Annotated in this window: 21 protein-coding genes and 1 tRNA gene; 2 read left to right on the top strand and 20 right to left on the bottom strand. The window is 49.5% G+C overall.

The features are described 5' to 3' along the window. Window positions 1-491: 491 nt before the first annotated feature. The 15 genes from I2H87_RS01105 to I2H87_RS01035 form a co-directional block, all read right to left on the bottom strand. Window positions 492-1940 (bottom strand): DUF6612 family protein, encoded by a 1449-nt coding sequence (locus I2H87_RS01105; protein WP_195609124.1) that lies wholly within the window; start codon window positions 1938-1940, stop codon window positions 492-494. 179 nt (window positions 1941-2119) lie between these two features. Next, window positions 2120-4546 carry a transglutaminase domain-containing protein gene (locus I2H87_RS01100; protein ID WP_195609123.1) on the bottom strand — a complete coding sequence of 809 codons (2427 nt, stop codon included), beginning with the start codon at window positions 4544-4546 and terminating at the stop codon, window positions 2120-2122. 144 nt (window positions 4547-4690) lie between these two features. Beyond that, window positions 4691-5212, bottom strand: coding sequence for a hypothetical protein (locus tag I2H87_RS01095; protein ID WP_195609122.1), 522 nt, complete (start codon window positions 5210-5212; stop codon window positions 4691-4693). Then, window positions 5196-5717 (bottom strand): RNA polymerase sigma factor, encoded by a 522-nt coding sequence (locus I2H87_RS01090; protein WP_022151872.1) that lies wholly within the window; start codon window positions 5715-5717, stop codon window positions 5196-5198. Before I2H87_RS01090 ends, I2H87_RS01095 begins: the two co-directional genes overlap by 17 nt. 343 nt (window positions 5718-6060) lie before the next feature. Beyond that, a tRNA-Sec gene (locus tag I2H87_RS01085) sits at window positions 6061-6160 on the bottom strand. An 8-nt stretch (window positions 6161-6168) separates the two neighbouring features. Next, window positions 6169-6405, bottom strand: a complete 237-nt coding sequence (locus tag I2H87_RS01080) for a DUF3343 domain-containing protein (protein WP_022151873.1) — start codon at window positions 6403-6405, stop codon at window positions 6169-6171. A 3-nt stretch (window positions 6406-6408) separates the two neighbouring features. Then, window positions 6409-6612, bottom strand: coding sequence for a sulfurtransferase TusA family protein (locus tag I2H87_RS01075; protein WP_009267291.1), 204 nt, complete (start codon window positions 6610-6612; stop codon window positions 6409-6411). A gap of 13 nt (window positions 6613-6625) precedes the next feature. Beyond that, window positions 6626-7720, bottom strand: coding sequence for a YedE family putative selenium transporter (gene yedE, locus I2H87_RS01070; protein ID WP_195609121.1), 1095 nt, complete (start codon window positions 7718-7720; stop codon window positions 6626-6628). A gap of 64 nt (window positions 7721-7784) precedes the next feature. After that, window positions 7785-8918, bottom strand: coding sequence for an aminotransferase class V-fold PLP-dependent enzyme (locus I2H87_RS01065; protein WP_022151875.1), 1134 nt, complete (start codon window positions 8916-8918; stop codon window positions 7785-7787). 155 nt (window positions 8919-9073) lie between these two features. Then, window positions 9074-9991 carry a selenium metabolism-associated LysR family transcriptional regulator gene (locus I2H87_RS01060; RefSeq protein WP_195609120.1) on the bottom strand — a complete coding sequence of 306 codons (918 nt, stop codon included), beginning with the start codon at window positions 9989-9991 and terminating at the stop codon, window positions 9074-9076. Continuing rightward, window positions 9988-11979 (bottom strand): selenocysteine-specific translation elongation factor, encoded by a 1992-nt coding sequence (selB, locus tag I2H87_RS01055; protein WP_009267296.1) that lies wholly within the window; start codon window positions 11977-11979, stop codon window positions 9988-9990. The genes I2H87_RS01060 and selB overlap by 4 nt, the downstream gene beginning before the upstream one ends. Next, the gene (gene selA / locus I2H87_RS01050) at window positions 11976-13463 is read right to left on the bottom strand and encodes an L-seryl-tRNA(Sec) selenium transferase (RefSeq protein ID WP_195609119.1); all 1488 of its coding nucleotides are present in this window, start codon (window positions 13461-13463) and stop codon (window positions 11976-11978) included. The genes selB and selA overlap by 4 nt, the downstream gene beginning before the upstream one ends. A gap of 18 nt (window positions 13464-13481) precedes the next feature. Then, a complete protein-coding gene (gene selD, locus I2H87_RS01045) occupies window positions 13482-14528 on the bottom strand; it encodes a selenide, water dikinase SelD (RefSeq protein ID WP_083825028.1) in 1047 nt (348 codons plus the stop codon). Between the two features lie 61 nt (window positions 14529-14589). Continuing rightward, window positions 14590-15231 carry a sulfurtransferase-like selenium metabolism protein YedF gene (gene yedF, locus I2H87_RS01040; protein ID WP_054703456.1) on the bottom strand — a complete coding sequence of 214 codons (642 nt, stop codon included), beginning with the start codon at window positions 15229-15231 and terminating at the stop codon, window positions 14590-14592. Window positions 15232-15365: 134 nt separating this feature from the next. After that, the gene (locus I2H87_RS01035) at window positions 15366-16766 is read right to left on the bottom strand and encodes an alpha-glucosidase/alpha-galactosidase (RefSeq protein ID WP_009267300.1); all 1401 of its coding nucleotides are present in this window, start codon (window positions 16764-16766) and stop codon (window positions 15366-15368) included. A 216-nt stretch (window positions 16767-16982) separates the two neighbouring features. Between I2H87_RS01035 and I2H87_RS01030 the strand changes: the two genes are divergently transcribed. Continuing rightward, window positions 16983-17903, top strand: coding sequence for an AraC family transcriptional regulator (locus I2H87_RS01030; protein ID WP_195609118.1), 921 nt, complete (start codon window positions 16983-16985; stop codon window positions 17901-17903). A 39-nt stretch (window positions 17904-17942) separates the two neighbouring features. Here I2H87_RS01030 and I2H87_RS01025 read toward each other — a convergent pair whose 3' ends face one another. The 5 genes from I2H87_RS01025 to I2H87_RS01005 form a co-directional block, all read right to left on the bottom strand. Continuing rightward, window positions 17943-19328, bottom strand: coding sequence for an MGH1-like glycoside hydrolase domain-containing protein (locus I2H87_RS01025; protein ID WP_195609117.1), 1386 nt, complete (start codon window positions 19326-19328; stop codon window positions 17943-17945). Then, window positions 19325-20908, bottom strand: a complete 1584-nt coding sequence (locus tag I2H87_RS01020) for a glycoside hydrolase family 43 protein (protein WP_207745956.1) — start codon at window positions 20906-20908, stop codon at window positions 19325-19327. Before I2H87_RS01020 ends, I2H87_RS01025 begins: the two co-directional genes overlap by 4 nt. Window positions 20909-20947: 39 nt before the next feature. Further along, window positions 20948-21790, bottom strand: coding sequence for a carbohydrate ABC transporter permease (locus I2H87_RS01015; protein ID WP_009267305.1), 843 nt, complete (start codon window positions 21788-21790; stop codon window positions 20948-20950). A 14-nt stretch (window positions 21791-21804) separates the two neighbouring features. Next, window positions 21805-22707, bottom strand: a complete 903-nt coding sequence (locus I2H87_RS01010) for a carbohydrate ABC transporter permease (protein WP_044954770.1) — start codon at window positions 22705-22707, stop codon at window positions 21805-21807. A 92-nt stretch (window positions 22708-22799) separates the two neighbouring features. Then, on the bottom strand, window positions 22800-24155 hold the full coding sequence (locus I2H87_RS01005) for an ABC transporter substrate-binding protein (RefSeq protein WP_009267307.1): 1356 nt from the start codon (window positions 24153-24155) through the stop codon (window positions 22800-22802). 380 nt (window positions 24156-24535) lie between these two features. Between I2H87_RS01005 and I2H87_RS01000 the strand changes: the two genes are divergently transcribed. Beyond that, window positions 24536-25396, top strand: coding sequence for a class I SAM-dependent methyltransferase (locus I2H87_RS01000; RefSeq protein ID WP_195609115.1), 861 nt, complete (start codon window positions 24536-24538; stop codon window positions 25394-25396). Window positions 25397-25443 lie beyond the last annotated feature (47 nt).

Genomic DNA, 25443 nt, shown 5'->3' with positions numbered 1-25443 from the left:
GACAAGCGGTGACTGTACACTCTCCCGTGTGTGTCGTGAGAAACTCACACGTTGTTTCATACTCTTCCCTTTTGGTAATAAGTAATCAGTTGTGATTCGTACAGTGACTTGTCGCCAGTTTCCTAACTTGACATTCGCTCCACGGAAAACCTGCTATCGACGATTCTTCGTCTCGGCAGCAACCTCGCGCTTCACAGCTATCATGTCACAGCCCTCTTAGTATAGCGAATCACATCGGATTTTGCAAGTAGTTTTTTTAAATTTTTTAAAAAATTTTAACACCAAATTTTTAATACCGGGTTTTAGCACAATACCGCCGCACGGAAATCTGTACCTGCGCTGCGGCATTTCTCCTCCCGATGACAACGCCGGTGCACAAGAGGCAACATGCTCTCCTGCACACCGGCGCTATCTTATCTTCCTATGACTTTCTTCCTATTATATATAGAAGAAACTCTTTTCATTTTTTCAGAAATGATCTGTTTTCTTTCTTACTCGTAATGTGTCAGGCTCATGGAATCTACCAGTCCCGTTTCCAGTTCCGTGTCAATCGAGCAGCCATCGTAATAGTTTTCGCTGTTTTCGTCATACCACATAAAAGAGTTTCCATATTCTTCACTCTCATATGTGTCGGATGGTTCTCCGTACGCCGCCAGTACATCTGCCTCCGTCGATCCGATCTGGATACCTCCCGGGAAGATCACTGTGAGTCCGCCTTCTTCCACGCTGTATGCATCTACCGAAATTCCGCCTACAACACAATCTTTTAACGCGATCGGCTTGTCTGTCATATTCACCATTTCTACTGTGATCTCATTTCCGTTTCCATCCATAAACCATGCCAGTTCATATTCTTCCACATTTACCACATAGTCTTCCGGCGTGTATTCTCTGTCAAGCGTTACGCCTGCACTTTCCAGCTCTGCCAGTGTACATGGCAGTGTCAGCACTTTGTCATTGATCTGTACGGTATAGCTGTCCCATGTCTTTCCCAGCTCTCCGCTCTGTTTTGCCGGCTCTTTTGCCTGCCCCTTCTCTTTGTCATCGGAATCTTTGTCGTTCTTCTCTTCTTTGCTGTCGGAATCGTCTTCGTACAATGCGCTCAGTCCGCTGTCAGAATCTTCTACCGCCTCGATCACATCTTTCGGAACTTTGATCTCGTCAACACTGTCAAATTCTACGTAAGTAACGTCCATGTAGAATTCATTGATCTCCAGACCGCTCTCCTCTGCCATATCTGCCATTGCGGATTTCATATCAAAGGAAATCTTTGCGGGAAGAAGATCTTCTTCATAAATCTCCATCGTACATGGGATCGTCACCTCGTCCAACGCCTCGGAATCCATACCGGCGGAAGAAAGGTCACCCATCATCTCGTCTTCCATCAGATCGGAAACTTCACTGCCGTCAATCTTTCCTTTCAGTTCAAAACATTTCTTTCCGTCTACTTCCGTCTTTTCTTCTGACAACGTAAATGCATCTGCACTTTTCGCGATGTCTTCTGCTATTTTTTCAAAATCTCCAGTGGAAGCATCTTCGGAATCACTGTCCTCAACGTCTGTTTCTTCTTTTGTCCACTGATCCGCCGCTTTCATATATGTGACATATTTGTCATCTTCTTTTACGCTGTACAGCTCGATCTCGGTTCCGATCTTAGATCCCATCATTTCGATGTTCATTTCACCTTTTGCGTGGGTATCCTCTGTTTTCAGGATCGTTTCCAGATCCATTTTCATCTCAAGCCCCATCGTATCGGTTCCGTCTGTCATCTCCATTCCGACTCCGATATTCGCCATCAAAGACTCTACCTCTGCGAGATTCTTCGCCATATCTGTCAGCAGGCTTTCCGGCGTCGCTTTCTTTCCGCATCCGGCTATCAGCCCGGCTGTCATTGCTGCTGTCATTCCCAATGCCACTAATTTCTTTGTACGTCTTTTCATACCTTTTTCTCCTTTTTGCTATGTATATTCTTATATATAAAATGCCGGGGAGTGCATAGCACGAAACAATGTGTCAGGCATCTTTTGCCCCGGCAGCTATATCCTCTCAACTTCTCCCTTTCGGGAAGCTGCAGCGCTTCGACCGCGCCGCTCAGACTACACTGCGCTGTCCCGCCAATTTACGGCTCTGCCATCTCTTCTTTTGTCAGATAGATCACGCCCATCCAGTAATAACCAGAAAGTTCCTCCTGTCCGGACTGTTCGACCACCGCCTGTGCAATGTTCATGAACTCTTCGTCACTCAATGTATAATCTGTACGAAGCACTGCCGTTCCCTCTTTTCCGAGTGCTTCACTCAGTGGCTTTGTGATTTCACTTTGCTCGAAGAATTTGCCATTGATCCGATAATATTCTTTCTCGTCCGTCTGTGCCTTATACTCTTTGACGATTGGATCCAACGCATACCGTTCATCTTCCACAAGCACTTTATCCGCCGCATGATCCGGCAGGTTCAGAAGCGCATTGAGTATCAGCTCATTGTCATTGTTGGTGGAATCGACGATCTGCCATTCGCCGTCGATCTTCACCTTGTTCCATGCGTGCGGCAGATCTCCGTCCAGATTGCCGGTCACCACGATACATTCCAGTCCGGCTTCCTGGGCCAGCAGCTTAAACGCCCCCGCATAGCTGGAACATACTCCGACCTGATTCAGAAGTACGCCGTACGGAGTAAAGGAATCGTTGAATTCTTCATCCACGCCTGCGAAATTATTTTCCTCGGCATTTTCCAGCGCCTCCATATCATACTCTGCCGTATCGCACAGATACTGATTGATCGCCATCTCTTTTTCCAGTTCGGTCATATCGTCTTTGATGATCTGACCGACAACTTTTTTCACTTCTTCCGTGATCTCTTTTTGTTTCTCTTTGATCACATCCGCTTCCGTATCGTATTCCACCGCCAGCGTTCTTCCATCATCTAAAATGGAGGCGCTCGTAACGCCGATCACAAGCGGATTCTGGTAAACAGCTTCCTCCCATGCATCCAGAAGATAGGACGTATCTGCACTTTCCGGAAAATCTTTCAGATCGATCCGTGTATTTCCATTCATCATATTCACTGCCAGATACTCGCTGAGCGCACTGTTCGCGGTTACCGGATATTTTGCATCCTGCACGTTTTCCTCCGGTTTCGCATCCTCCGATTCCGCATCATCCGGTTTCTTATCCTCGTTCTTTCCGCCTTCACCGCTTTCGCCCTCGGTCATCTCCGGCGTCACGGCTCCGCCCCGGCTCCGAAGCTGTTCCTGTCTCTGATGGATTCTTTCCAGTTCTTCTTCCCATGTATCGGGATTATAATTTTCAATGACAACCGTTCCGTCAAAACCGGTTCCGTCGATCACATAAGGTACTTTGACAATGTCTTTTTCAACGACTTTCAGATCCGACATATCCTCTTTTTCGTATTCGCCCCATGTCTCGGTTGTCGCTTTTGCATTTTCAAAATCATAATTGATGATCTTCTGAACCAATGTTCCGTCGCACATCGTCACCCATTTGTACGACGGCATCTCCGCAAAGCTGTCCACATAATTGGAGCCCTCCTGATCCAGACTCATCTTAACTTCTTCCATATACGGAACTTTTCGGGCGATCGCTTTCTCGTCCAGCAGATTGCTCATCGCGGAAGTACCGTCTTCCGATGCCGCGATCACGCAATAATAAGTCTCATACTCGGAATCTTTCGGGATCGCTCCGGTTCCCTCTCCATACTTTTCTACGACAGCCGGATCCTGCCGCTCCGCTTCCGACACATCATAAGTGATAAATTTGGCCGTCGACTCCGGTTTCCACTCGGTCTTTGTCGTACTTCCTTCTACCCATCCGTCTCCGGAAAGACCGTTCTCTTCCGAATACGTCATGCTCATCACATAATAACGTTCGGCTCCGTCCACCTCTTTCCAGCGGAACACCGGTATTCCGTCCTCGTCGATCGAAAGCGAGACCTTTGGCGCCCGGTCCACTTCAAAATCAACGGTAAACACGGTGACGATCGGCTTTTCCAGTTGTTCTCCGGTCTCCAGATCCACATACTGCACCATGTAATACTGCGGGAGGTTTCCCCAATCGTTGAGTTCTCCTTTGTCAAACAGGGAAGTATCTGCCGGTTGATAACCCGGATCTTCCTCGCTCAGTCCCTCGCTCATGATCCCGCCGACACTCCACCGCGGCGGAGTGACCTCCAGCTCTTTTGTCTCCTCATCCCATTCAAAATGAGATCCGATGGGCTGCGTCAGTTCCGCATCTTTGAACACATTTACGATCTGCGTGTATTCAGTAAATTCAGAATTCATAATGTCGAATCCCATCTGCAGTTTCAAATGTTCATCGCGCGCCACATCTTTGATCGGCTCTGCATACACATAATTCTCTTCGTATTTCTGCCGGATGGAATCCGCCAGCTTTGCCGTCTCCATCGACGCCTGCTTTTCTTTTCCGTCCCCATCCGTCTTCTCTTTCGTCTCTCCCTGTCCCTGACATGCCGTCAGCAAAAGGGAAGATGCCAATAATACACTGATTCCTATCCGCTGATATTTTCTCTTCATGCGCTTTTCCTCTCGATCAACTTTTCCCAGGCAACTGTCTGCCGCGCCCCCAGTTCGTTTCCCTGCTTTGAGCGGCTGTATTTTTGTGTTTCTGATTATAATACCTTTCCGCGTTTTAAAAGGTTACAGATTTCACAAAATATTTTATAAATTATTTTTCAAATATTCGATCAGAAAATCGCGGTCGCCGCTTTCTTCTATTATATAGTAAATCTGTCCGCCTGTTTCATATGCTGCATGAAGTCTGCCGTCTTCCGTCTGTCCAAGGAAAACCTCTTCTCCATTGATCCGGCTCGGTTCCACCGCCCACAATTCTTCCGGAACGTTCCCCTTTTCTTCCATCTGATATGTCTCAACCGTAAGCTGTTCTTTTTTCTCCTCACCATCCGGCTTCGCCTCTTGATTCCCAAGGGTCAGCCCGATCTGCATCTCTCCGGAAGAAAATGTCACATCCTGCACGCGGATCCGATCACCCATCGTCAGTTTCCAGCCGCCAAAACAGACAATACAGACACATGCCGCCATCGCCGCATATTTCCAAAAATACCTCGTCTTCTGTCTGCGCTCCTCGGTTCTGACTGCCTTTACCGTCCGCTCCATCAGTTCTTCCGGTACATGAACACTGTCATTGGCTTTTCGATATTCTTCTCTAAATTCTTCCTGCACTCTCCCACTCTCCTTTCAACGCTTCTTTCAACATCTCGCGTCCACGGTAAAGCCGCGTCTTGACGACAGACTCTGAAACTTCCAGAATCTTGCCGATCTCCCGCACGGAATACTGCTCATAATAGAACAGGTGCACGACGCTTTTATAATTCTCCGGAAGTGCAAGAACCGCTTCATACACCGGATTACCCGGCATCTCCATCTCATAACTTTCTTCGCTTTTGCATTCCTTTTCCATCGCAACGGTATTCCTGCGAAAGGCTTTGTCGAACTCTTTTTTACAGCAGTTTAATGTCACCCGCAAAAGCCATGCTTTCAGATGTTCTTCACTCCGGATCCTGTCTTTATATTTGACCAGTCTCAGAAACACTTCCTGAAACACATCGTCCGCTTCGCTCCTGTTCTTCATCTGGATCAATGCGAGCCTGTAAACCATCTCTCCGTAAGTATAAATCGCCGTCTCTGCATTGACGGTCCCATGTCTGCCAAACAGTTCTTCTTTCATAGGTAATACCTTTTATCTCTCTCAAAAGTTACATGCTCTTATTATATCTTATCTGTAAATTCTGTACAAGAAAAAAGACGATAAATACAATCTTTTTATAACAAATCAACACCTGCCAAAGCAACACTTTTAAACCGGTCTTAAAAATCGTGCCCAGACCTTTTACTGCGGCATGAAATCTTTCAAATCACCGGAAGTGCCAAGAGGCACATTCCGGGATTGTAAGCAATCGCCAAGGTCTCGGGCAAGCCCGGACTTTGGCTCGTCGTCTATACAAAAAAAGACAATCAATTTCTTATGTGAAATCAACTGTCTTTCCTATCATCTTTGCTTTTTCTTTTTTTGGCGAGGACATGTGGGAATCGAACCCACCCGGGACTTCTTCTTTAAGCCCCACACTGGTTTTGAAGACCAGGAGACACACCAGTCGCCTTTCTGCCCCCAAAATCACTCAGACCATACACTCATGCAGTTCTTCCTGCTCGATCCCGGTCTGTTCCATCAATCCGACGATCTGCGCCCTGTTCTCAAGTCCGGCGCACCATGCCAGTCCGCAGCCGGCAGAGATCATCCTCGGAACCGGGATCAATCTCCCCGGAACCGCTGCGTTTTTACACGCTTTTTCCATCGCCATCGCATCTGCCGTTGTATGAAATGTCACGACCAGTTTTAATTCTTTCTGTCTCATCCTCTACTCTATCACGATTTCAAATCCATCTCCACTTTCCGTGGAAACTGCCTTTCTGCCGTGATCCTTTGCATATTTTTCCACATTCATTTTCTGATGCGGTTCTGTCACAAGAATTTTAACAGATTCATCGGAATTTTTCAATGCCTCCGCCGTCAGCATCAACGGTTCCGGACAGGAAAGTCCTCTTGCGTCTACTATTTTCATGGCTGATTCCCTCCTACGCTTCTTTTCTTTTATTCGTAAATGCGATCACAAAACAAACGACGATGCAGATCACAAGCGCGATCTTTCCGTTGGTCGTCACTGCTCCCGCCACCAGTTCTTTCGTCTCCGGATTCAGGGACGTTCCGCTGGAAGCCAGTCCGAAATTGTGGCAGAGCGCCGCCCCGACAAACATTCCGAGAACCGTCACTGCGGAATCGGAAGATCCCTGTCCTGCCAAGATCAGCTGGCGCAGCGGACATCCCCCTGCCAACACTGCCGCAAATCCGACCGCATACATTCCAAGAATATTCCACAGATGTTCGGAATGGGCGATCACACCCGGTGTGTTGAATCCCAACACGAAATTGCCGCTCACAAGATTGTACACAAGCATCACCGCAAATAATCCGACGATCACGGTCAGCAGATCAAAATTTTTCATCAGGATCACGTCGCGGATACCGCCTGCAAAGCACATTCTGGATTTCTGTGCAAACGCTCCGAAGATCAGCCCGCCGATCAGAGAAAGGATCAGCGGCGCATGCATGCTTCCCGGACCGGATTCACTGGATTTCAGAAGCGACGTAAACACACTCAGCAGCAGCACGCCCACCATCAGCGCCGGCAGTACCATGCCGCCTGTTTTATTCGTCACATAGGCGCGTCCCAGACTGAACCCTTTCTTCAATGCAAACGCTCCGGTTCCCACGCCGAGGATAAATCCGATCAGCGCCACCCACGCATTTCCGTCGCCCGCGGACATTCTGAGGACCATACGCAGCGGACAGCCTAAGAATACAAGCGATCCGATCATAATGATCATCCCAAGCACAAAACGGATCATCGGAGATGAACCCCCGGTGGAACGATATTCTTTTGTTGCAAATGAAATGATAAACGCACCGAGCACCAGTCCGATGATCTCCGGTCTCGCATACTGAACGACCTCCGCCTGATGCATCCCAAGCGCACCTGCCATATCACGGATGAAGCACGCGATACAAAATGCCATATTCGCCGGATTTCCATAGATGGCAAGACATACCGCCACAAGTCCGCATACGATGCCCGCCAACGCAAGTTTTTTCTTTGAGTCTGATAAATTCATAGCCTATTACTCTCCTTTTCCTTTTTGTAGAATGCCTGTGCCAAACTGTCGGCACAGCAGACTGTTATTCGGCGATCTCCCGGATCGCCCGGATGGCGTCCTCCACTTCCGCCTCCGTATTGTAATGGGAAAAACTGAATCGCACCGCGCCTTGTTCTACATTTCCGAGCGCTTCGTGCATCAGCGGCGCGCAATGTCCGCCGGGTCTGGTCGTGATCCCATAGGTCATAAGCAATTCATCGCTGACCTCCGCAGAATCATAGTCCCTCACATTCAACGAGACGATCGGACAGCGGTCTTTTTGAGAAAAATCGCCGTACACCGTCACGCCCGGAATCCGCGACACACCGTCATAGAATCTCCTCATTCGTTCCAGAGCAAGATTGCCAATCGTTTCCAAACCTGTTTCTTCTATATAATAGAGTGCGGCGTTGAGTCCTGCGATCCCATGACCGTTGAGCGTGCCTGCCTCCAACGCGGTCGGCATCTGCGGCGGATGATCTTTATTGTATGTATCGATCCCGCTTCCGCCCCGTTTCAGCGGACGGATCTGCACTCCCGGACGCACATACATCCCACCGGTTCCCTGCGGTCCGAGCAATCCTTTATGTCCGGTGAAGCATAACACGTCAATCTGCATTTCCTGTACGTCGACCGGCACATGCCCCGCTGTCTGCGACGCATCCAGTACAAACAATACTCCGTGCTTTTTTGCGATCGCGCCGATTTTTTTCGCATCGTTCAGATTTCCCGTCAGATTGGATCCGTGGGTACAGATGATCGCTTTTGTATTTTCCCGGATCGCCGCTTCCAGTTTCTCATAAGAAATATTTCCTTTTTCATCACATCCCAGGATCGTCACTTCTGTCCCCGTCTGTCCACACGCATACAGCGGGCGAAGCACCGAATTATGTTCCATCGCCGTTGTGATGACATGATCTTCCGGATCGATCAATCCCCCGATCACCGTATTCAGACTTTCCGTCGCATTCGACGTAAATACGATCTGCCGCGGATCTTCGCCGTGAAACAGCCGGCACAACTGCTCCCGCGTCTCATAGATCACACGCGCCGCGCCAAGAGACGCTTCGCTCGCCCCACGTCCGGCGTTTCCAAGCGTGCCCATCGCACGGACGACCGCTTCCGCCACCTGCGGCGGTTTCTGCATCGTCGTCGCCGCATTATCCATATAAATCATTCTCTCACCTCGTCTGTCCTCTGCATCTTCCCTTTCTTTAGTATACGAAATTCCTCTCCGTTCGTCTAATCGAAAGGTATAATAAAACAGACTACTTATTGATAAAATCTATAAGCAGTCTGTCGCACTTCATTCTTTTTTTCAGGAAATCTTCCTTATTTCTGCTCCGAAACCGGATACATTTTACGGATCAGCTTTAAAAAGCGGCTTGCTCCGGCAGAAAGCTGAAAATTTTTGTTATAGACGGCATAAATCTCCCGTGTGCTTCTCTCTTCTCCCAAAGAAAATGCAAGCACCTGTCCGCTGCTCACCGCATCCTGTGCCGACAATGCGGATAAGATCGAAATCCCCATTCCGCTTGCGACCGACCGTTTGATCGTCTCCGGATTTTCGATGCTGGCGATCACCTGAAGTTTCGATTCCTCAATCCCGGCTCTCTGCAAAAGTTTCATCGCTTCCTTTCTCGTGCCTGACCCCTCTTCCCGTAAAAGCATCGGCTCACCTGCGATCCATTCCAGCGCGCTGCCGCTCTGTTTCCGGTTCTGATATTTCACGGAATTCGGTGTGATCACGATCAGTTCGTCCTCATAAAACGGAACAAATTCGCAATATTTCCCTGCTGCATCCGTTCCCGTCAGTCCGATATCCGCCCTGCGCGCCGCCACTTTCTCGACAACCCTCGCGCTGTCGCTCTCAAGAATGCGGAACTGCTCCATCGGATACAGGCTTCGGAAACGCATCAGGATATTCGGAAGAAGATACTGCGCCGGAACCGTCGACGCCGCGATCGTAAAATATGGTTTCTCGCCGCGTTTTTCTTTTTTTCCGAATTCCTGCTCGATCTGCGCCGTCAAAAGTACAATCTGTTTTGCATATTCATACAGACGCTTCCCCGACTCGGAAAGTTCCACTTCTTTTGTGTTGCGGATCAAAAGCCTGCTGCCCAATTCTTTCTCAAGCGCCGAAATATGTGCGCTCACGGTCGGCTGTGTCAAATACAACGCCTTCGCCGCTTTGGAGAAACTATTTTTCTCCGCCACCTCCACAAAAGCTTCCAACTGTTTCAAATTCATCTTCCTCGTACCCTCTCACTTTCCGCCCCGTCTTTTCTCGTCACCCGGATCCGATCCGTGTGATCCAAGATCAGCTTCCCCTGTTTGCGTCCGCATGCCAAATGATCCCGCAATTCGGAAACTGTGATCTTTTCCCGTTCGGAAAGCTGCGCTTTGATCCATGACACCGCCTCATCCAGATCCCGCTTTCCTGCATAAATCCCGTCATCCAGACGGACGATCTCCTCTTCCTCTTCCAGATAAGTAAGGAAATCTTCCGTCGCGTTTTCCGGCAATACATCTGACATTTTATTCTTTTTTATTTCCTGTTTCAATTTTTCCCGCAAAGATTCCACCGCCGCTTTTGTAAACTGAAATCCCGCTTGTTCAAGTTCCTTTTCAAACGCTTCTCTGCATTTCCGAAAAGCAACATTTTGTTGCATTTTATATGTTCTTTCGACAAGATATCCACGCTCTGCCAGAAAATCCGACTCGTTTTCCAGATATGCAAGATAGGAATCCCATGCCTGCTTCCGTTCTCCCTCGGAAATCCCGGCATTTTCCGCTTCCTGAAGAAATACATTTCTTGCTTCCGAAAGGCTCATGCCTCTTCGGAACGGGCGCGTCCTGTAACTTGCTTCCAAAAGTCCCGAAATTGTCCGGCGAAGCCATGCTTCTTTTTTCCGATGACAGAACAGATTTCCGAACTGTAAAACGTTTCCCGTCTCGATAAGCGCCGCAAGAAGCGCCTGCAAATATTTCTCTTCGATACGGAGCCGATCTGCCAGTCTTTTCTCCGTACAGAATATGCCTCTGTCTGAAAAAATCGCCTGCTCCAATCGTTCCGCTTCCGATCCGTTTTCCCATATGTTCAGTTCTTCCAACACATCCGGTCGGAAACGTCTCCGTTTCTTTTGATCCACATGCAGGATTTCTCCGCCGCCGATCGTCTCAAGTGGCGAATAGTACCGCACGACAAACCGGTCTCCCCGGACAAACGCCGCATCCGCCTCCAGCTGAAGCTGAACATAGGCTGATTCCCCGGGTGCCAGGACATCCCGATCCAAAAGCACCGCGCGACAGAGCACTTCCGTTGTTCCGCAGTACAGATGCAGTCTGCTCCGGTTTTCCAAAAGCCGTTCCGCCCCCGGAAGCAAATGCAGTTTCACAGCAAACAGCCGACTCACTTCCAACGTCCCCGGCGTCGCCAGCACGCATCCTCGGTGCAGAAGTTCCTTTTTCACACCGGAAAGATTGCACGCCGCCCGTTCCCCTGCTCTGCAAAAATCGGTTTCTTCTTCATATACCTGCAAGTTCCGCACACGGCAGATTTCCCCGCGCGGATAAAGTTCCAGCTCATCGCCCTTTTTCAGGCTGCCGTCCATCACCGTACCGGTCACGACCGTGCCGAATCCGTCTTTGGAAAACACCCGATCTACAAACAACCGGAATCCCCGCGTTCCGAACGCCGTTCCGTTTTCTCCTGCGATCTGTATCGCGGTCCGCGTGATCGTCTCGATCAGTCTTTCGATACCCTCCCCGGTCACTGCCGACACTCGTAAAAGAGGTGCGTCCGCAAAACAGCATCCGTCCATCTCATCCAATTCCTCCCGGATCTCCTGCTCCGCAAATTCCAACCATTCCGCATCCACAAGGTCGCATTTGTTCAGCACAATGATCCCTTTTCGGATCCCCAGTTCCGAGAGAATATCGATATGCTCCCGGGTCTGCGGCATGATCCCCTCATCGGCTGCGATCACTAACAACACCAGATCCATTCCCGGTGCTCCCGCCGCCATGTTCCGGATAAATTTCTCATGTCCGGGGACATCGATGACCCCGGCGCGCATCCCATTTTCCAGATCCATCCAGGTAAATCCCAGATCGATCGTGATCCCTCTGCGCCGTTCTTCTTCCAGCCGATCCGTCTCCCGTCCGGTCAGTGCGCGGATCAGCGCCGTTTTTCCGTGGTCGATATGCCCTGCCATCCCGATGATGATCGGTCTCATCGCTCCTCCTCCGCACACATTTTCCCGGAAAATATTTCCGCCTCTTTCAGCATCCGCACAAACTCCGACGCATACTCCATTTCAAATGTGCGCGCATCCACGAGTACATTTTCATCTTCTATGCGCGTCACGACCGGGATCGGAAGTCTGCGAAGCCGCCTGCTCAATGTCTCCGCGCTGATCTTTGACGGACGGATCCCCACCGCCATGCTCGGAAGTTCCGTCACCGGAAGCGCGCCGCCGCCCACCTTGGATCTGCATGGATATAAGGCGATCTCCGCGTCAAATGCAGCCTGTTCCAGCAAAATCTTCAATTCCGCCGCATCTTCGGCAATCTCTTTTTCATTTTGCGTCAGCATCCGCAAGGTCGGTATCCGCACGAGAGCCCGTTCCATAGAGCGGTACTCTAACAGGATCGTTTCCAGAAACGCCGCCGTGATCTTGTCGATGCGAAGTGCGCGGAACAAAGGATTGGAACGCATTTTCTCAATATATTCCTTTTTTCCTGCGATGATCCCTGCCTGCGGACCGCCAAGCAGCTTATCTCCGCTGAAGCAGACAATGTCCGCCCCGCGGCGCAGCGCATCCTGTACGTTCGGCTCGCCCGGCAGTCCGTACTTTGTCAGGTCGAGAAGCGCGCCGCTCCCCAGATCCTCGACCAGAGTGATCCCGTATTTCTCCCGCAGCGGTGCCAATTGTTCGATACTTGTCTCCTCGGTAAACCCGATGATCCGGTAATTACTCGTGTGAACTTTCAGAATTGCTTTTGTCGTTTCCGTCACCGCAGTCTCATAATCTGAAAGCCTTGTCCGGTTCGTCGTCCCCACTTCCACAAGCCCGGCTCCGCTTTGTTTCATCACATCCGGAATCCGGAACTGACCACCGATCTCCACCAGCTCGCCGCGGGAGACGATCACCTCTCCGCCCTGCGCAAGCGTACACAAAATCAGGAGCAGAGCCGCCGCATTATTGTTCACCGCAACAGCAGCCTCCGCCCCCGTGATCTCGCACAATATGTTCTCAATCTGTCCGCACCGTTCCCCCCGGCGTCCTTTTTCCAGATCGTATTCCAGATTGCAGTAGCCGCTCACCGTCTCCAGCACGCGGGACGCCGCTTCCTTTCCGATGGGCGCTCTGCCGAAGTTCGTATGCAGGATCGTCCCGGTTCCGTTCAATACCTTTTTCAGACCGGGCGACTGCATCCGCCGAAGCCGCGCTCCAATCCGATCTGTCAGTAATATCCGAAAATCCGCAGACTGACCGGACTCTGCGTCATCCTGCACGCAAATCTCATTTAGAAGTACGTCTTCGTCTGCCGCCCCCTCCGCAAACTGCGCGATCTGTGCGCGCAGATCCGAAAGTTCTGCGCGCACGGCTTCCCGCACACACTCATATCCGTATGCGGGTATATACTGCCGGATTCCGTCCGTTTCCAACAACACGTCCACTTTCGGGATCCTGCGGTACCATTCCTGTTTTTCCATCTGTTTTCTCCTGTCTGTTTACAGAAGCCGGATCCATTTCTCACTGCGGGCTTTGACCGTCCCGATGACTGACACTTCCGTTTCCGGATCCCGCGCTCTCAATTCTACGACAATCGCGTCTGCATCCTGAGGCGGTACACTTGCCAGAAGACCTCCGGATGTCTGTGGATCATACATCAGATCCAAAAGCGCCTCCTCCGTCGTTCCGGCGTCGACCATCGCCTCCGTATGTTCCCGGTTGCGGTATGCTCCTGCCGGAACCAATCCCATACTTGCGTAAGATTTCGCTTCTTTGATCAGCGGGATCTGTTCCGGATATAATTCCAGCGTCACATCACTTGCCGACGCCATCTCCGCGCAATGTCCGAGCAGACCAAATCCGGTCACATCGGTACACGCCGAGATCTCATATCGCTCGAATACTTCTTTTGCATACTTATTTAACGACGCCATCACGCGGATCGCATCATTGGCGGCTTCCTCCGACGCCATTTGCGCTTTCACCGCAGTGTTGACGACGCCGCTTCCGATCGGTTTCGTCAGAATCAGAACGTCTCCCGGTCTGCACCCGTAATTCTTCCACACTTTTTCGGGATGTACAAATCCGGAAACACACAACCCGTACTTCGGCTCGTTATCCTGGATCGTATGTCCGCCCACAAGAACGGCTCCTGCTTCTTTTACTTTCTCTGCGCCTCCGCGCAGGATCTCTCCCAATATCTCAACATCCAAACAGTTCGGAAACGCCGCGATATTCAGCGCGATCTTCGGTTCTCCGCCCATCGCGTAGACGTCGCTCAACGAATTCGCCGCCGCAATCTGTCCGAATGTATACGGATCGTCCACTACCGGCGTGAAAAAATCCACCGTCTGGATCATTGCGATTTCTTCCGTGATCCGATAGACTGCGGCGTCATCCGACGTCTCCAGTCCCACCAGGAGGTTTTCATCCTGGAATTTCGGCAGCTTGCCCAGAACCTGGGCAAGGGTCTCAGGACCGATTTTGGCCGCTCATCCGGCGGTACTGCTCATCTGAGTCAGACGGATCTCTTCTCTTGTCTTCATCTGTGAATTTCTCCTTTCTCCAAACACCCTGTCGACGTCATTTTCCGGCGTCATTCTCTGCTTACGGGCGGATGATCTTATCTGCCCGGTTCATCGCTTCCACGATCGCATACATATTCGTCACGCTTCCGACCTGCAATTTTTCTTTCAGACCGTAATAATCCAGACAAGTTCCGCAAGTTAAGATCTCCACGCCCTGCGCCTCCAGATTCTTCAGATCTTCCAGCGTATCTGCCCCCTCGCATGTCAGCACTGCGCCGCCGTTGTAGAATAACATCTGCTCCGGCAGTTCGTCCAACTGGGTCACTGCAAAAATAAATCCTTTGATCAGCACTTTTCCCAGTTCATCATTTCCGCTTCCCATCCGGTCGGAAGACACAACGACGATCGTATGTTTCTTCTCTTTTCCGGCAGTCTTCTCTGCCTGTTTTTCTTCTGCTTTTTCTTCCGCTTCTTCCGTATCCCTTTCTCCGGCCGTACCATCCCCCGCCAGACGGATTGCCACGCGGTACTTTCCCTCGGAAATCTGTTCGCTCGCCACATCGCCGCCCGCATTTGCCGCCATCTTGGATACATTCTGCACTGCGATCTCATTGTCCACAAAGACTTCCAATTCTCCGCTTCCGTTCAGCTCTGCCAACGCTTTTTTCGTCTTGATCACCGGGATTGGGCAGGCATCCCCCATCGCGTCTACTGTAATCATAAACCTCATCCCCTTTCCTGTTTTTCGCACTTATAGATGTATTCTATCACTGAATCCCAAAAGAGTAAAGAGGACTGACACGCCTCGACTCATTCTCATTGCGCATCAGCCCTCTGTTCTTCTCTTTTCGTTTCCTACTTCCATCCATCCGGAAGATACTTCGCCGTTGCCGCGATCATATCATCCACAAGCTGTCTGATATCTTCCTCTTTACAATTCTTTCCTTTGACGATCGGATCGTTCAAAAATGCTTTGACTACCAGTTCTTTATCGCATGTAAGCGCCGCCTGCAAGGTGTATGCATGATTTTCAACATGCGGCATGATCAGCGTCTTTACATTTTCCGGGATTTCCCCTGCCACAACCGGACGGATCGCATCCCGCTCAAATACCGCGTTTGTCTCCACGATCGCATCTGCCGGAAGATTTTTGATTTGTAAACTCGTGTTCGGAATGTTGACGTTACTTACCATTCTTCGCAGTCCGCAGAGCGCTTTGATCAGCTGAATGCCCTCCTCGCCGGTCGGCTTCAATTCTACCTGCTCTTCTCCCGCTACTAATTTACGGCTCTTCTCCAGTCTGTTTTTCAGATCTTCTTTTCTCCAGTCAACCGTTGTCAGCCCGAACTTCCATCCGGTCACAGTCTCCGGATCGTTCAAATATTTATTTCCCGGCATAAATTCTGCCAGATGACGGTCTCCCGCCGCAGCGATCATGCCGTAACGACGGAACAGATCGAATTTCACGCGGTGCGCGCACTCAAAACTGGAATTCATCCAATGCTTGTCGCGCTCATGGTGTCCCTCCTCGTAATGTGCGTCGATATATTCTTTGTAAACCGGGAACAGGTCGATCCCTTTGTAGGATGCATAATCAAACCACGTAAAGTGATTGATTCCGAGTACATTGACCTGGATCTCGGAACGGTCGATCTCTTCGACGCCGAATTTCTGCTCCACGATCTCTTTTAATACTTTTTGTGTGCCGAACACTTCATGGCAACATCCGAAAGCTTTGATCTGCGGAAATACATGATACAATGTTTTCACACAAAGGCTCATCGGATTGGTGTAGTTGATGACCCATGCATTCGGCGCATGATCGCGGATCGCCTCGGCGATCTCCACATACATCGGGATCGTACGGAGCGCACGCATGATCCCGCCCGGACCTGCGGTGTCTCCGACCGACTGGTAAATACCGAGACGTTCCGGCATATGTACGTCCACAGCCATTTCGTCAAATGTTCCCGGCAAGATCGAAAGGACGACAAAATCCGCGCCCTCCAGCGCCGTCTGAATACTGTCGTACGCTTCGTACTCCCATTTTCCGACAGCATCTTCTCTTGCCGTCACCTGATTTCCGATGATCTTGTTCGCTTCCGCCGCCTTTTTATCAATGTCGTACAGGCGGATCGTTCCGCTCATGTCCGGCTCCAGCGCAAGGTCTGTCATAAAAGTCCACGCCCAACCGCGGGATCCTCCTCCGATATACGCGATCTGCACATCTGACATTTTTCCATTTTGATACTTCATACTCGTATCCCCTTCCATTTATTTATCGTAAATTCTTTATATCTACTGGACATTATACTGATATATAGTATAATATTCTTATAAAATTTCACTCTTTTTTATCATTTTTCCAACTATATTATCTTTTTGATTTTTTCTTAAAACGAATCGGCGCCGTGTATTTTCCTTATTCCCGGCACATGCCGAATCTGTTTTAGGATGGTAAGGAGGTCGCCTATGCGTAATATTGTTTACAAAGAATCCGACGTCGGTCTAACGATCGACCGCATTGTCCGGAATTATGATTTTGACATGCCGCACAAACATGTCCATGAAGAATATGAAATCTACTATCTCGTAGACGGTGAACGCTACTACTTCATCGAGAATCAGATTTATCATGTCAAAAAGGGAACTCTCGTTTTCATCGACCGGAATCAGATCCATAAGACGGGACAATACGGCGACTCGCACCACGAACGGATTGCCATTGAATTAAAGGAAGAACCATTTTCTTCTTTTCTCGCCAGCACCGGCGAACTGGTTCTTTCCGATTTCTTCCGCAGAAATCAAGGGGTACTCGAACTCTGCCCGAAAAATCAGGAATATGTTCTCTCTCTTTTAAACGGGATCGCCGCCGAGATCCGCACAAAAGATCCCGGTTACCGAATGATGGCGATGACCAAGCTTGCACGGCTTTTGTTCTTTGCACAGCGGTTTTGGAACAACAACCGCCTGAATGCCGGGACAACTTCGATCTCTACCACTGCAACACACCAGAAAGTCTCCGAAGTTGCCTCTTATATCACGGATCATTATGACGAAGCCTGCTCTCTCGATGATGTTGCCCGTCACTTTTATATCAGCAAAAGTTACCTCAGCCGGATTTTTAAGGAGATCACCGGATATACGGTCAACGAATATATCAATGTCAACCGGATCCTGCAGGCTCAGAAGCTGCTGATCGAAAGCGACATGAACATCACCGAGATCGCCGCCTGTCTCGGTTACGAAAGCATCACCTATTTTGAGAAGATTTTCCGAAAATATACCGAGACTTCTCCGCTGAAATACCGCAAGCGTTTTCTCAAAGAAACCGAACGCCCCAAATCCTACGCCGGAGAACGTTTGTCCCCGGATGAGCTTTCACACTCCTAACCATGTTCACAACGCCAAACGCTATTTCCGGACAGCACCTCAACGGTGTGTCTGCAAAATATTGCCGGCATAGTCCGTGATCACACGCGTCCCCGACGGAACCGTAAAGAGTTTTTCCCCATTTCGGAATCCCTCTGCCTGACTGCCGTCATTTACGATCCGGTAGCGCACGCCGTTCCACTCCTGCTCATATTCGGTCTGTTCTTTGCCCCAGCTTCCAAAACACACGGTTTCTTTCTCAATGTGGACGCCGTGCATTCTGGAAATATATTCCAATACCGAGAGCATTGCCGGACCATAGGCGTCCTGCTCTCCCTCCAAAGCGACCGCGGACGGAACCGATGTAAACGGATCGTACTGCTGTACAAACACGCACCGCTCTCCGATCGCCTCAAACAATTTCCGCCCCAACACCGGGATCAGTTCGTCATATCCGTATTTTTCCAGCGCGCGGATCGCCCGCTGATACGTCAGAGCCTCCACCTGACCGCTCCAGTTATTCGTCGTCACATTCCGGAAGAGCGGATCATTGACCGCCACAGACGGAAGCGGCAGTTTTGTCCAAAACTCGTTCGGATTGAGCAGATGTTCTTTCACAAATCGATCTGCCATCTCCTGCGTGATGCTGCCCCAGTACATCGTCCGCAATGTATTATGGATGAGCACCGGCATCTGCTTGTGATGTTTGTCCCGGTCAAAGTACGCGCCTTTTTCTTCGTCCCAAAGGTAATCTTTCATCTTCTGAAGCACCTGACTGCTTTTCTCTTCCCATTGCTCCGCCTCGTCCTCTTTTCCGGCGATCCGGCAGATTTCCGCAAGAACACTGCGGCAGGAATAGGAATAGCTCATCACATCCATGGACGCGATCGGCACTGCCTCGCAGCCCTCGGGCGGCGTCTCCTCCTCCCATGCATCCGGCGCATCCCCATACCGCATCGCATGATCCTCTCCGGTATCATATTTGCACCATGTCTCCAGACATCCGTCCCCGTCGGAATCCCGCGTCTTCCACAAATATTCGTCAAACCGCCGAAGCGTCCGGTGGAGCAGCTCCAGGTAATCCGCATCTTTTCCCATCAGATAGTACATGTTCAGCGCCGGTTCCGGAAAACAGAATCCCTGAAACTTGTTGAACTGCGGCGTGATCTTTCCGTCGATCAGCGCGATACTGCCCGGAATCCGACCGTCCGCACGCTGACATTCCATAAATAAAAGCTGATTGTTCAGCGCCGGAACCATATCACGTTTCGCATACATCTCCCCGCCCATTGGCTGTGTTTCCAGCCATATCTTTTCATATCCGCCGCCCTCGATCAGCACCGTTCTGCCCGCAAAATCTTTCAGATTCTGCTTTAATTTTTCTTCCGCCGTATCGAACAGCTTCTGCACAAGGCTGTCGCTGCTCTGAAATGTCACTCTGCTCATGTTTCATCCTCCTGTGGTTCTCCAAGATAAAACCATTCAAAATCCGCATGCAGGGCAAGCCCTGTCATATCATGGACATACATTCCGAAATGTGCCCCTGTAAACCCGCGGCAATGTTCATCTGTCAAAATCTCCGTCGTGCAGTCTTCTTTCACCGTATTCCACACACCGTTCTGCCGATAGGAAAACGTTACTTTCGCTCCGTCCTGACCGGTACGCGCACGGAAAGCCACCGCATCGTCTGTCTCCAGCCGGATCGGTTCCGTTTCATCCGTGATCACACCACCGTCGCTTTTTAACAGTACCAGAACCGGATCTCCCTCCGCATCCACGGTCTTTCCGAACAGATAGAAATTCATCGCGTCATACATATAAGCGAGCCCAGCCAGTTGTTCCTCGTATTCCGGATGAAATTCCATCCGCGTGCACGCTTCCATACAAAGCGCCGTCTGACGCTTTGCCGCCAGCGTCACCCGATGCAGGGAATTGAGAGATTCTCTTCCGATCAGCCTGAGATACCCGTTTCGCGCAGTCAGGCTTGCGTCGCTTCCCAGCGGTCTTCTCGGGGAACAATAACCGTTCTGCCATCGGTTCCATCCGTTTTCTGTCAGATTCTCCGGCACAAATCGATCAAGCGCCGGAACTACTTCCGCATTTCCCGGCACGATCTCTTCCGGACTTTCCGTCTGATTTTTGGCATACCGTCCGCCACATTTCAAACGGAACCATCCGTCCGCATCCAGCACCAGTTTTTGAATGGCAGTTTCCCGACCGAGCACACAGAGATCGTCTCCATTCTTCGGTCGTGCGCACAGATGTGCCAGATACCACTCGCCGCTCTGGGTCTGCACCAGATCTCCGTGCCCGCATTTCTGCAAGGCATCATCCCGTCCCCGCTCGGAAGTCAGAAGCGGATTGTGCGGATCGGTCTCAAAAGGTCCCCACACGCTCCTGGATCGTGCGACCGTAACACAGTGATCGTAACCGGTTCCTCCCTCCGCCGTCAGAAGATAATACCATTCTCCGATGTGGTACATATGCGGTCCCTCGGTACAGCCGATACCGGAGCCCGCATAGACTTTTTTCCGCTCGCCGATCAGCTCCCATGTCTGCGGATCGATCTCCTGAACAAGCACGCCTTTAAATCCGTTGACCATATTGATCAGATATTTTTTTCCGTCATTGTCATGGAACAAAGACGGATCAAATCCAATACTGTTCAAATAAACCGGTTCGGACCACTCCCCCCGGATGTCGTCTGTCCAAACCAGATAATTATGCGTATTATAAAACCTGCCTTTTTTCGTCTTCACATCGGTGAACACGAGATAAAACCGCCCGTTATCATAACTCAGGCACGGCGCCCATACCCCGCCGGACGTCGGGTCCCCGATCATGTCCAGCTGGCTTTTTCTCGTAAGCGCCGCCCCGATCTGCATCCAATTCTGCAGATCTTTCGAGAGAAACAGCTTCACTCCCGGCCACCACTCAAACGTCGAGACCGCAATATAGTAATCATCCCCTGCCCGGACAATACTCGGGTCCGGGCAGAACCCTTTTAAAATCGGATTTTGAATCATCGTCATTCTCCTTTGTCGTCATTCTTGCATGATCTGCTGTTATCCTTTCAGTCCGCTGCTGCTGATTCCCTCAACCAGATATTTATTGAAGAACAAAAAGATCAAAAATACCGGGATCAGAGACAATGCCGACATCGCGAACATCGCGCCGTAATCGGTTGTCGAAGACGAATCCGCGAACTGTTTGATCGCCAGCGACGCTGTGTACATCTCCGGTTTGTTCAGATAGATCATCGGCCCCATAAAATCGTCCCACTTCCAATAGAACTGGATGATGATCGTCGTCACGATCGACGGTTTCAGAAGCGGCAGGATGATCCTTGTAAATATCGAATATCTGCTGCATCCGTCAATGGTCGCCGCCTCGTCAAGTTCCCGCGGGATTCCTTTGATAAACTGCATCATCTGATAGATAAAAAATGCCTGACCAAAGAAATGCGGCAGGATCAGCGGAAGATATGTTCCGACCCATCCCAGTTTATTGTAAATAATATACTGCGGCACCAAAATGATCTGCGCCGGAAGCATCATGGTACAGAGCATTGCCGTAAACCAGATCTTGCTTCCTTTGAATTTGATCCTTGAAAATGCATACGCAACACACGCGGAACTGATCACGGTTCCGAATGTGGAAACGCCTGCCACGATCAGCGAATTTTTGAAGAATGTCCCGAACGAAATGCCTCCGAAACCGGACCAGCCGTTGACGAAGTTTTCCCAACGCCATACCTCCGGGATCAGGCTCAGACCGCCGTTCAATATTTCCGTATTGTTTTTAAATGCACCGCTGATCATCCATAATACCGGATATATCATAATGAACCCGAAACCGCAGATCAGAACATGATATAATACACTTTCTATACGATGTTTTGTTCTCATAACGCTTTCTCCTCCTAGCTGTCAGATTCTGAAAATACCCAGAATTTTGATGTTTTAAAGATGATCAATGTCAGTGCGCTGATAATGATCAGCATGATCCATGACATTGCGCTCGCATATCCCATGTTCGACCACTTGAACGCATGATTATAGACGTACAGTGCATAGAAGTTCGTCGAATCGTTCGGTCCTCCCTGTGTGATGACAAACGCCTGCGTAAATGACATAAACGCCGAGATCGTCTGCATGACAAGGTTGTACAAAATGATCGGGGAAAGACACGGCAGTGTGATCTTCACAAAACGCTGGAATTTATTTGCCCCGTCAATGTCCGCCGCTTCGTAATATGTTGTCGGAATCTCTTTCAATCCCGCCGCGAAAATGATCATCGAAGATCCGAACTGCCATGCCGACATCGCGATCAAAATTCCCATTGCCGTTTTCGGATCACCGAGCCATGAGATTTTGTCCAGACCAAGCCCGGCGAGTATCGCATTTGCAAGACCTCTTCTGGAAAAGATCGTTTTCCAGACAAGCGCTACCGCAACACTTCCGCCGATCAGAGACGGCACATAATACAAAGAACGATAGAACGTAACGCCTCTTCTCTGTTTGGTCAAAAAATATGCCACAAGCAGGGCAAACGCCAGTTTCACGGGTACCGAGATCACAACATAGATCACCGTCACCTTCATGGAATTCATAAAACGTTCATCCGCAAAAAGATCGAGATAGTTCTGTAAACCGATAAAATTTGCCTCTTGCCCCAGTTTGTAATCCGTAACCGAATAGTACATGGATACAAGGATCGGAATCAAAGTAAATCCGAGGAATCCGACAATAAAGGGCAACGAAAAAACATATCCCGCCGTATTGTTGCTGTATAAAAATTTCTTGAAATTTCGTTGTTTTTCCATATCATTTCCATCCTTCATAGATTCGCCCAGAGTAAAAGAAGCGGGCAGAAACATCTGAAATCCAAATATTTCTGCCCTTTTCTATGTCCTGGTTAGAATTTTCCTTTTGCAAATTCGAGCAGATCGTCTGCAGCTTCTTCCGGCGTCATCTCGCCGTACTGTACTTTTTCGATCAGCAGTTTGTCATAGTCTTCGATCTCTGTCTTCGGTTCCGGACTGATCACGTTGCTGTTTTCCACAGGGAAGTTACCGATCTTGTCTACAAAGTCATAGATCATCTTGCTGGAATCATCCGCCTGCGCTTTTACCGTCTCGCGAACTTCAGTCATGATCGGAACGCCACGTTCTCCGTTGAGCACTTTATTTGCTTCGATGTCGTTTACAAAGTAGTTGATGAATTTTGCAGCTTCCTGTTTGTATTCGGAAGTTTTGGATACGCAGAGCATCTGGGATGACTGTACGATCATTCCGTAAGCGCCGTCTTTCTCCATTCTCGGAACCGGTGCAACCTTGATCTCTCTTCCCGCTGCGTTTACGATGGAGTTGATCTGGTTGGAAGCTACCCATGTCATTGCCGCGTCGCCTGTTACAAGGTAGTCGTTTTCAATATCTTTGATCTCCTTGATCGCTCCAGCATCCGGATAAGCTCCTGCTTCCGTCAGTTCCTGGATCATTGCAAAATAGTCTGCGATCGGCTCCGGATCATCCCAAGCGAGTCCTGTTCCCTCCATATTAAAGAAGTTCGCATCTTTCTCTGCCTGAGATACTCTCTGTGTCACACCTGCGATGAAGTTGTCCATCTTGGAACTTCCGTACACACCAAGTTCTTCTGTGATCTTTAAGCAGGCATCTTTCCACTCATCCCATGTCCAGTCGTCCGTCGGTTCCGGCACGCCGGCTTCTTCAAACATTGCCGGGTCGTAAGCGATTCCATATGTATTAGTTCCAACGGAAATACCAACCTGATCGCCATTGTTATTCTGTGTTGTTTTCAAAAACGCATCTGTTGTATCACTGACGTCGATCGTTCCATCTTCGATATAGCTGTCCAGATATTCAATACTGTTTTCATATTTCGGGAAGTTTCCGCCCATCTGGATAATATCCCATGGATCTTCTGCCGCTACCAATGTATCCAATTTTGTAAAATAGCTGTCAAAGTCATAAAATTCCGCTTCGATATCTACATTCGGATTCTGTTCCTCGTACATCTCGATCACTTTGTTTGTCGCATCATGTCTTGTCTGTGATCCCCACCACGCCATACGAAGAGTGATCTTGTCTCCGGAAGCTTCCTCTTTTGCCGCATCGTCTTTTTTCGTGTCTTCTGTCTTTGTCTCGTTCTTTGCGTCGCCGCCTTCATCGGATGAACTGCTTCCGCATCCGCTTACCAGTCCCATTGTCAGTAAGCCCGATAAAAGTAAACAAACAATTTTTTTCCTTTTCATAACCATCTCTCCTTTTTCAACAATTTTTTTCGGAATTCCTTCTTTTTTCTGTACACATTCTATCAAAGCTTTTTTCAAATATCAATATTCATTCATAAGTCTCATAAAAACGGTTGAATATTTATATTTTTCAACCTATATTGACTTTTTTAGTTTTCTCTTCTGCCTGTTCGCCTGATTTTTCCCGCCATTTTCTTTCGGTAGCATAAGTGTACAAGGGGATAAACGCCCTTTGCACACTGACGCTAAAAATTCTTTAAAAATAAAAGAACGATTTTTAAAGATGTATGAATTAATGTATAGATTATTTGCTCCATTTCTGGTAAAGTAACAAAGAGAATCGATTAGAATAGTTTGTAAGAGAAAGGATAGATCAAATCATGTGGATTGCAGATCAATGGAAAGATTATGAAGTAATAGATTGTTCCTCCGGTGAAAAATTAGAGCGCTGGGGAAATTATACGCTCGTTCGTCCGGACCCTCAGGTCATCTGGAACACCCCGAAGAACGATCCGGGCTGGAAGCACAAAAACGGACATTATCACCGCAGTAAAAAAGGCGGCGGCGAGTGGGAATTTTTCGATCTCCCGCAGCAGTGGCAGATTCATTATAAATCGCTGACTTTCAACCTGAAGCCATTCAGTTTCAAACATACCGGACTGTTTCCGGAGCAGGCGACAAACTGGGACTGGTTTTCTGACCTGATCCAAAATGCCGACCGCCCGGTCAAAGTCCTGAATCTGTTCGCCTACACAGGCGGCGCCACACTCGCAGCTGCAGCTGCCGGCGCACAAGTCACTCATGTGGACGCTTCCAAAGGAATGGTCACATGGGCGAAAGAAAACGCGGTCTCTTCCGGTTTGAAAGATGCGCCGATCCGCTGGCTTGTGGATGACTGTGTCAAATTTGTAGAACGGGAAATCCGCCGCGGCAATACTTACGATGCGATCATCATGGATCCGCCGTCTTACGGGCGCGGACCAAAAGGAGAAATCTGGAAGATCGAAGATATGATCCACCCGCTGATCCATCTTTGTACGAAAATCCTGTCCAAAGACGCGCTGTTCTTCCTTGTAAACTCCTACACGACTGGGCTGGCCCCGGCAGTGCTCACCTACCTGATCGCAACAGAATTAAAAGACTGGAACGGACATGTAGAATCCCAGGAGATCGGACTTCCGGTACGAAATACCGGACTGGTACTGCCGTGCGGCGCCTCCGGACGATGGGTGCGGAAATAAGACGACTGAAAGACAGTTGCTGTGTCGCTGCGCAAGGATGTATTTTC

The organism is Mediterraneibacter glycyrrhizinilyticus, assembly GCF_015560805.1.
Taxonomy (GTDB): Bacteria; Bacillota; Clostridia; order Lachnospirales; family Lachnospiraceae; genus Schaedlerella; species Schaedlerella glycyrrhizinilytica_A.
This window is presented reverse-complemented; position numbering and strand designations above follow the sequence as displayed.

Coding starts and splice junctions, on each gene's coding strand:
- I2H87_RS01060 (WP_195609120.1), bottom strand. CDS start 9,991: ATGAATTTGAAACAGTTGGAAGCTTTTGTGGAGGTGGCGGAGAAAAAT.
- I2H87_RS01030 (WP_195609118.1), top strand. CDS start 16,983: ATGCGTAATATTGTTTACAAAGAATCCGACGTCGGTCTAACGATCGAC.
- I2H87_RS01065 (WP_022151875.1), bottom strand. CDS start 8,918: ATGATTTATATGGATAATGCGGCGACGACGATGCAGAAACCGCCGCAG.
- I2H87_RS01090 (WP_022151872.1), bottom strand. CDS start 5,717: ATGAAAGAAGAACTGTTTGGCAGACATGGGACCGTCAATGCAGAGACG.
- selB (WP_009267296.1), bottom strand. CDS start 11,979: ATGAGACCGATCATCATCGGGATGGCAGGGCATATCGACCACGGAAAA.
- yedF (WP_054703456.1), bottom strand. CDS start 15,231: ATGATTACAGTAGACGCGATGGGGGATGCCTGCCCAATCCCGGTGATC.
- yedE (WP_195609121.1), bottom strand. CDS start 7,720: ATGAATTTATCAGACTCAAAGAAAAAACTTGCGTTGGCGGGCATCGTA.
- I2H87_RS01000 (WP_195609115.1), top strand. CDS start 24,536: ATGTGGATTGCAGATCAATGGAAAGATTATGAAGTAATAGATTGTTCC.
- I2H87_RS01005 (WP_009267307.1), bottom strand. CDS start 24,155: ATGAAAAGGAAAAAAATTGTTTGTTTACTTTTATCGGGCTTACTGACA.
- I2H87_RS01020 (WP_207745956.1), bottom strand. CDS start 20,908: ATGATTCAAAATCCGATTTTAAAAGGGTTCTGCCCGGACCCGAGTATT.
- I2H87_RS01080 (WP_022151873.1), bottom strand. CDS start 6,405: ATGAGACAGAAAGAATTAAAACTGGTCGTGACATTTCATACAACGGCA.
- I2H87_RS01010 (WP_044954770.1), bottom strand. CDS start 22,707: ATGGAAAAACAACGAAATTTCAAGAAATTTTTATACAGCAACAATACG.
- I2H87_RS01100 (WP_195609123.1), bottom strand. CDS start 4,546: ATGAAGAGAAAATATCAGCGGATAGGAATCAGTGTATTATTGGCATCT.
- I2H87_RS01075 (WP_009267291.1), bottom strand. CDS start 6,612: ATGAAAATAGTAGACGCAAGAGGACTTTCCTGTCCGGAACCGTTGATG.
- I2H87_RS01025 (WP_195609117.1), bottom strand. CDS start 19,328: ATGAGCAGAGTGACATTTCAGAGCAGCGACAGCCTTGTGCAGAAGCTG.
- I2H87_RS01105 (WP_195609124.1), bottom strand. CDS start 1,940: ATGAAAAGACGTACAAAGAAATTAGTGGCATTGGGAATGACAGCAGCA.
- I2H87_RS01015 (WP_009267305.1), bottom strand. CDS start 21,790: ATGAGAACAAAACATCGTATAGAAAGTGTATTATATCATGTTCTGATC.
- I2H87_RS01035 (WP_009267300.1), bottom strand. CDS start 16,766: ATGAAGTATCAAAATGGAAAAATGTCAGATGTGCAGATCGCGTATATC.
- selA (WP_195609119.1), bottom strand. CDS start 13,463: ATGGAAAAACAGGAATGGTACCGCAGGATCCCGAAAGTGGACGTGTTG.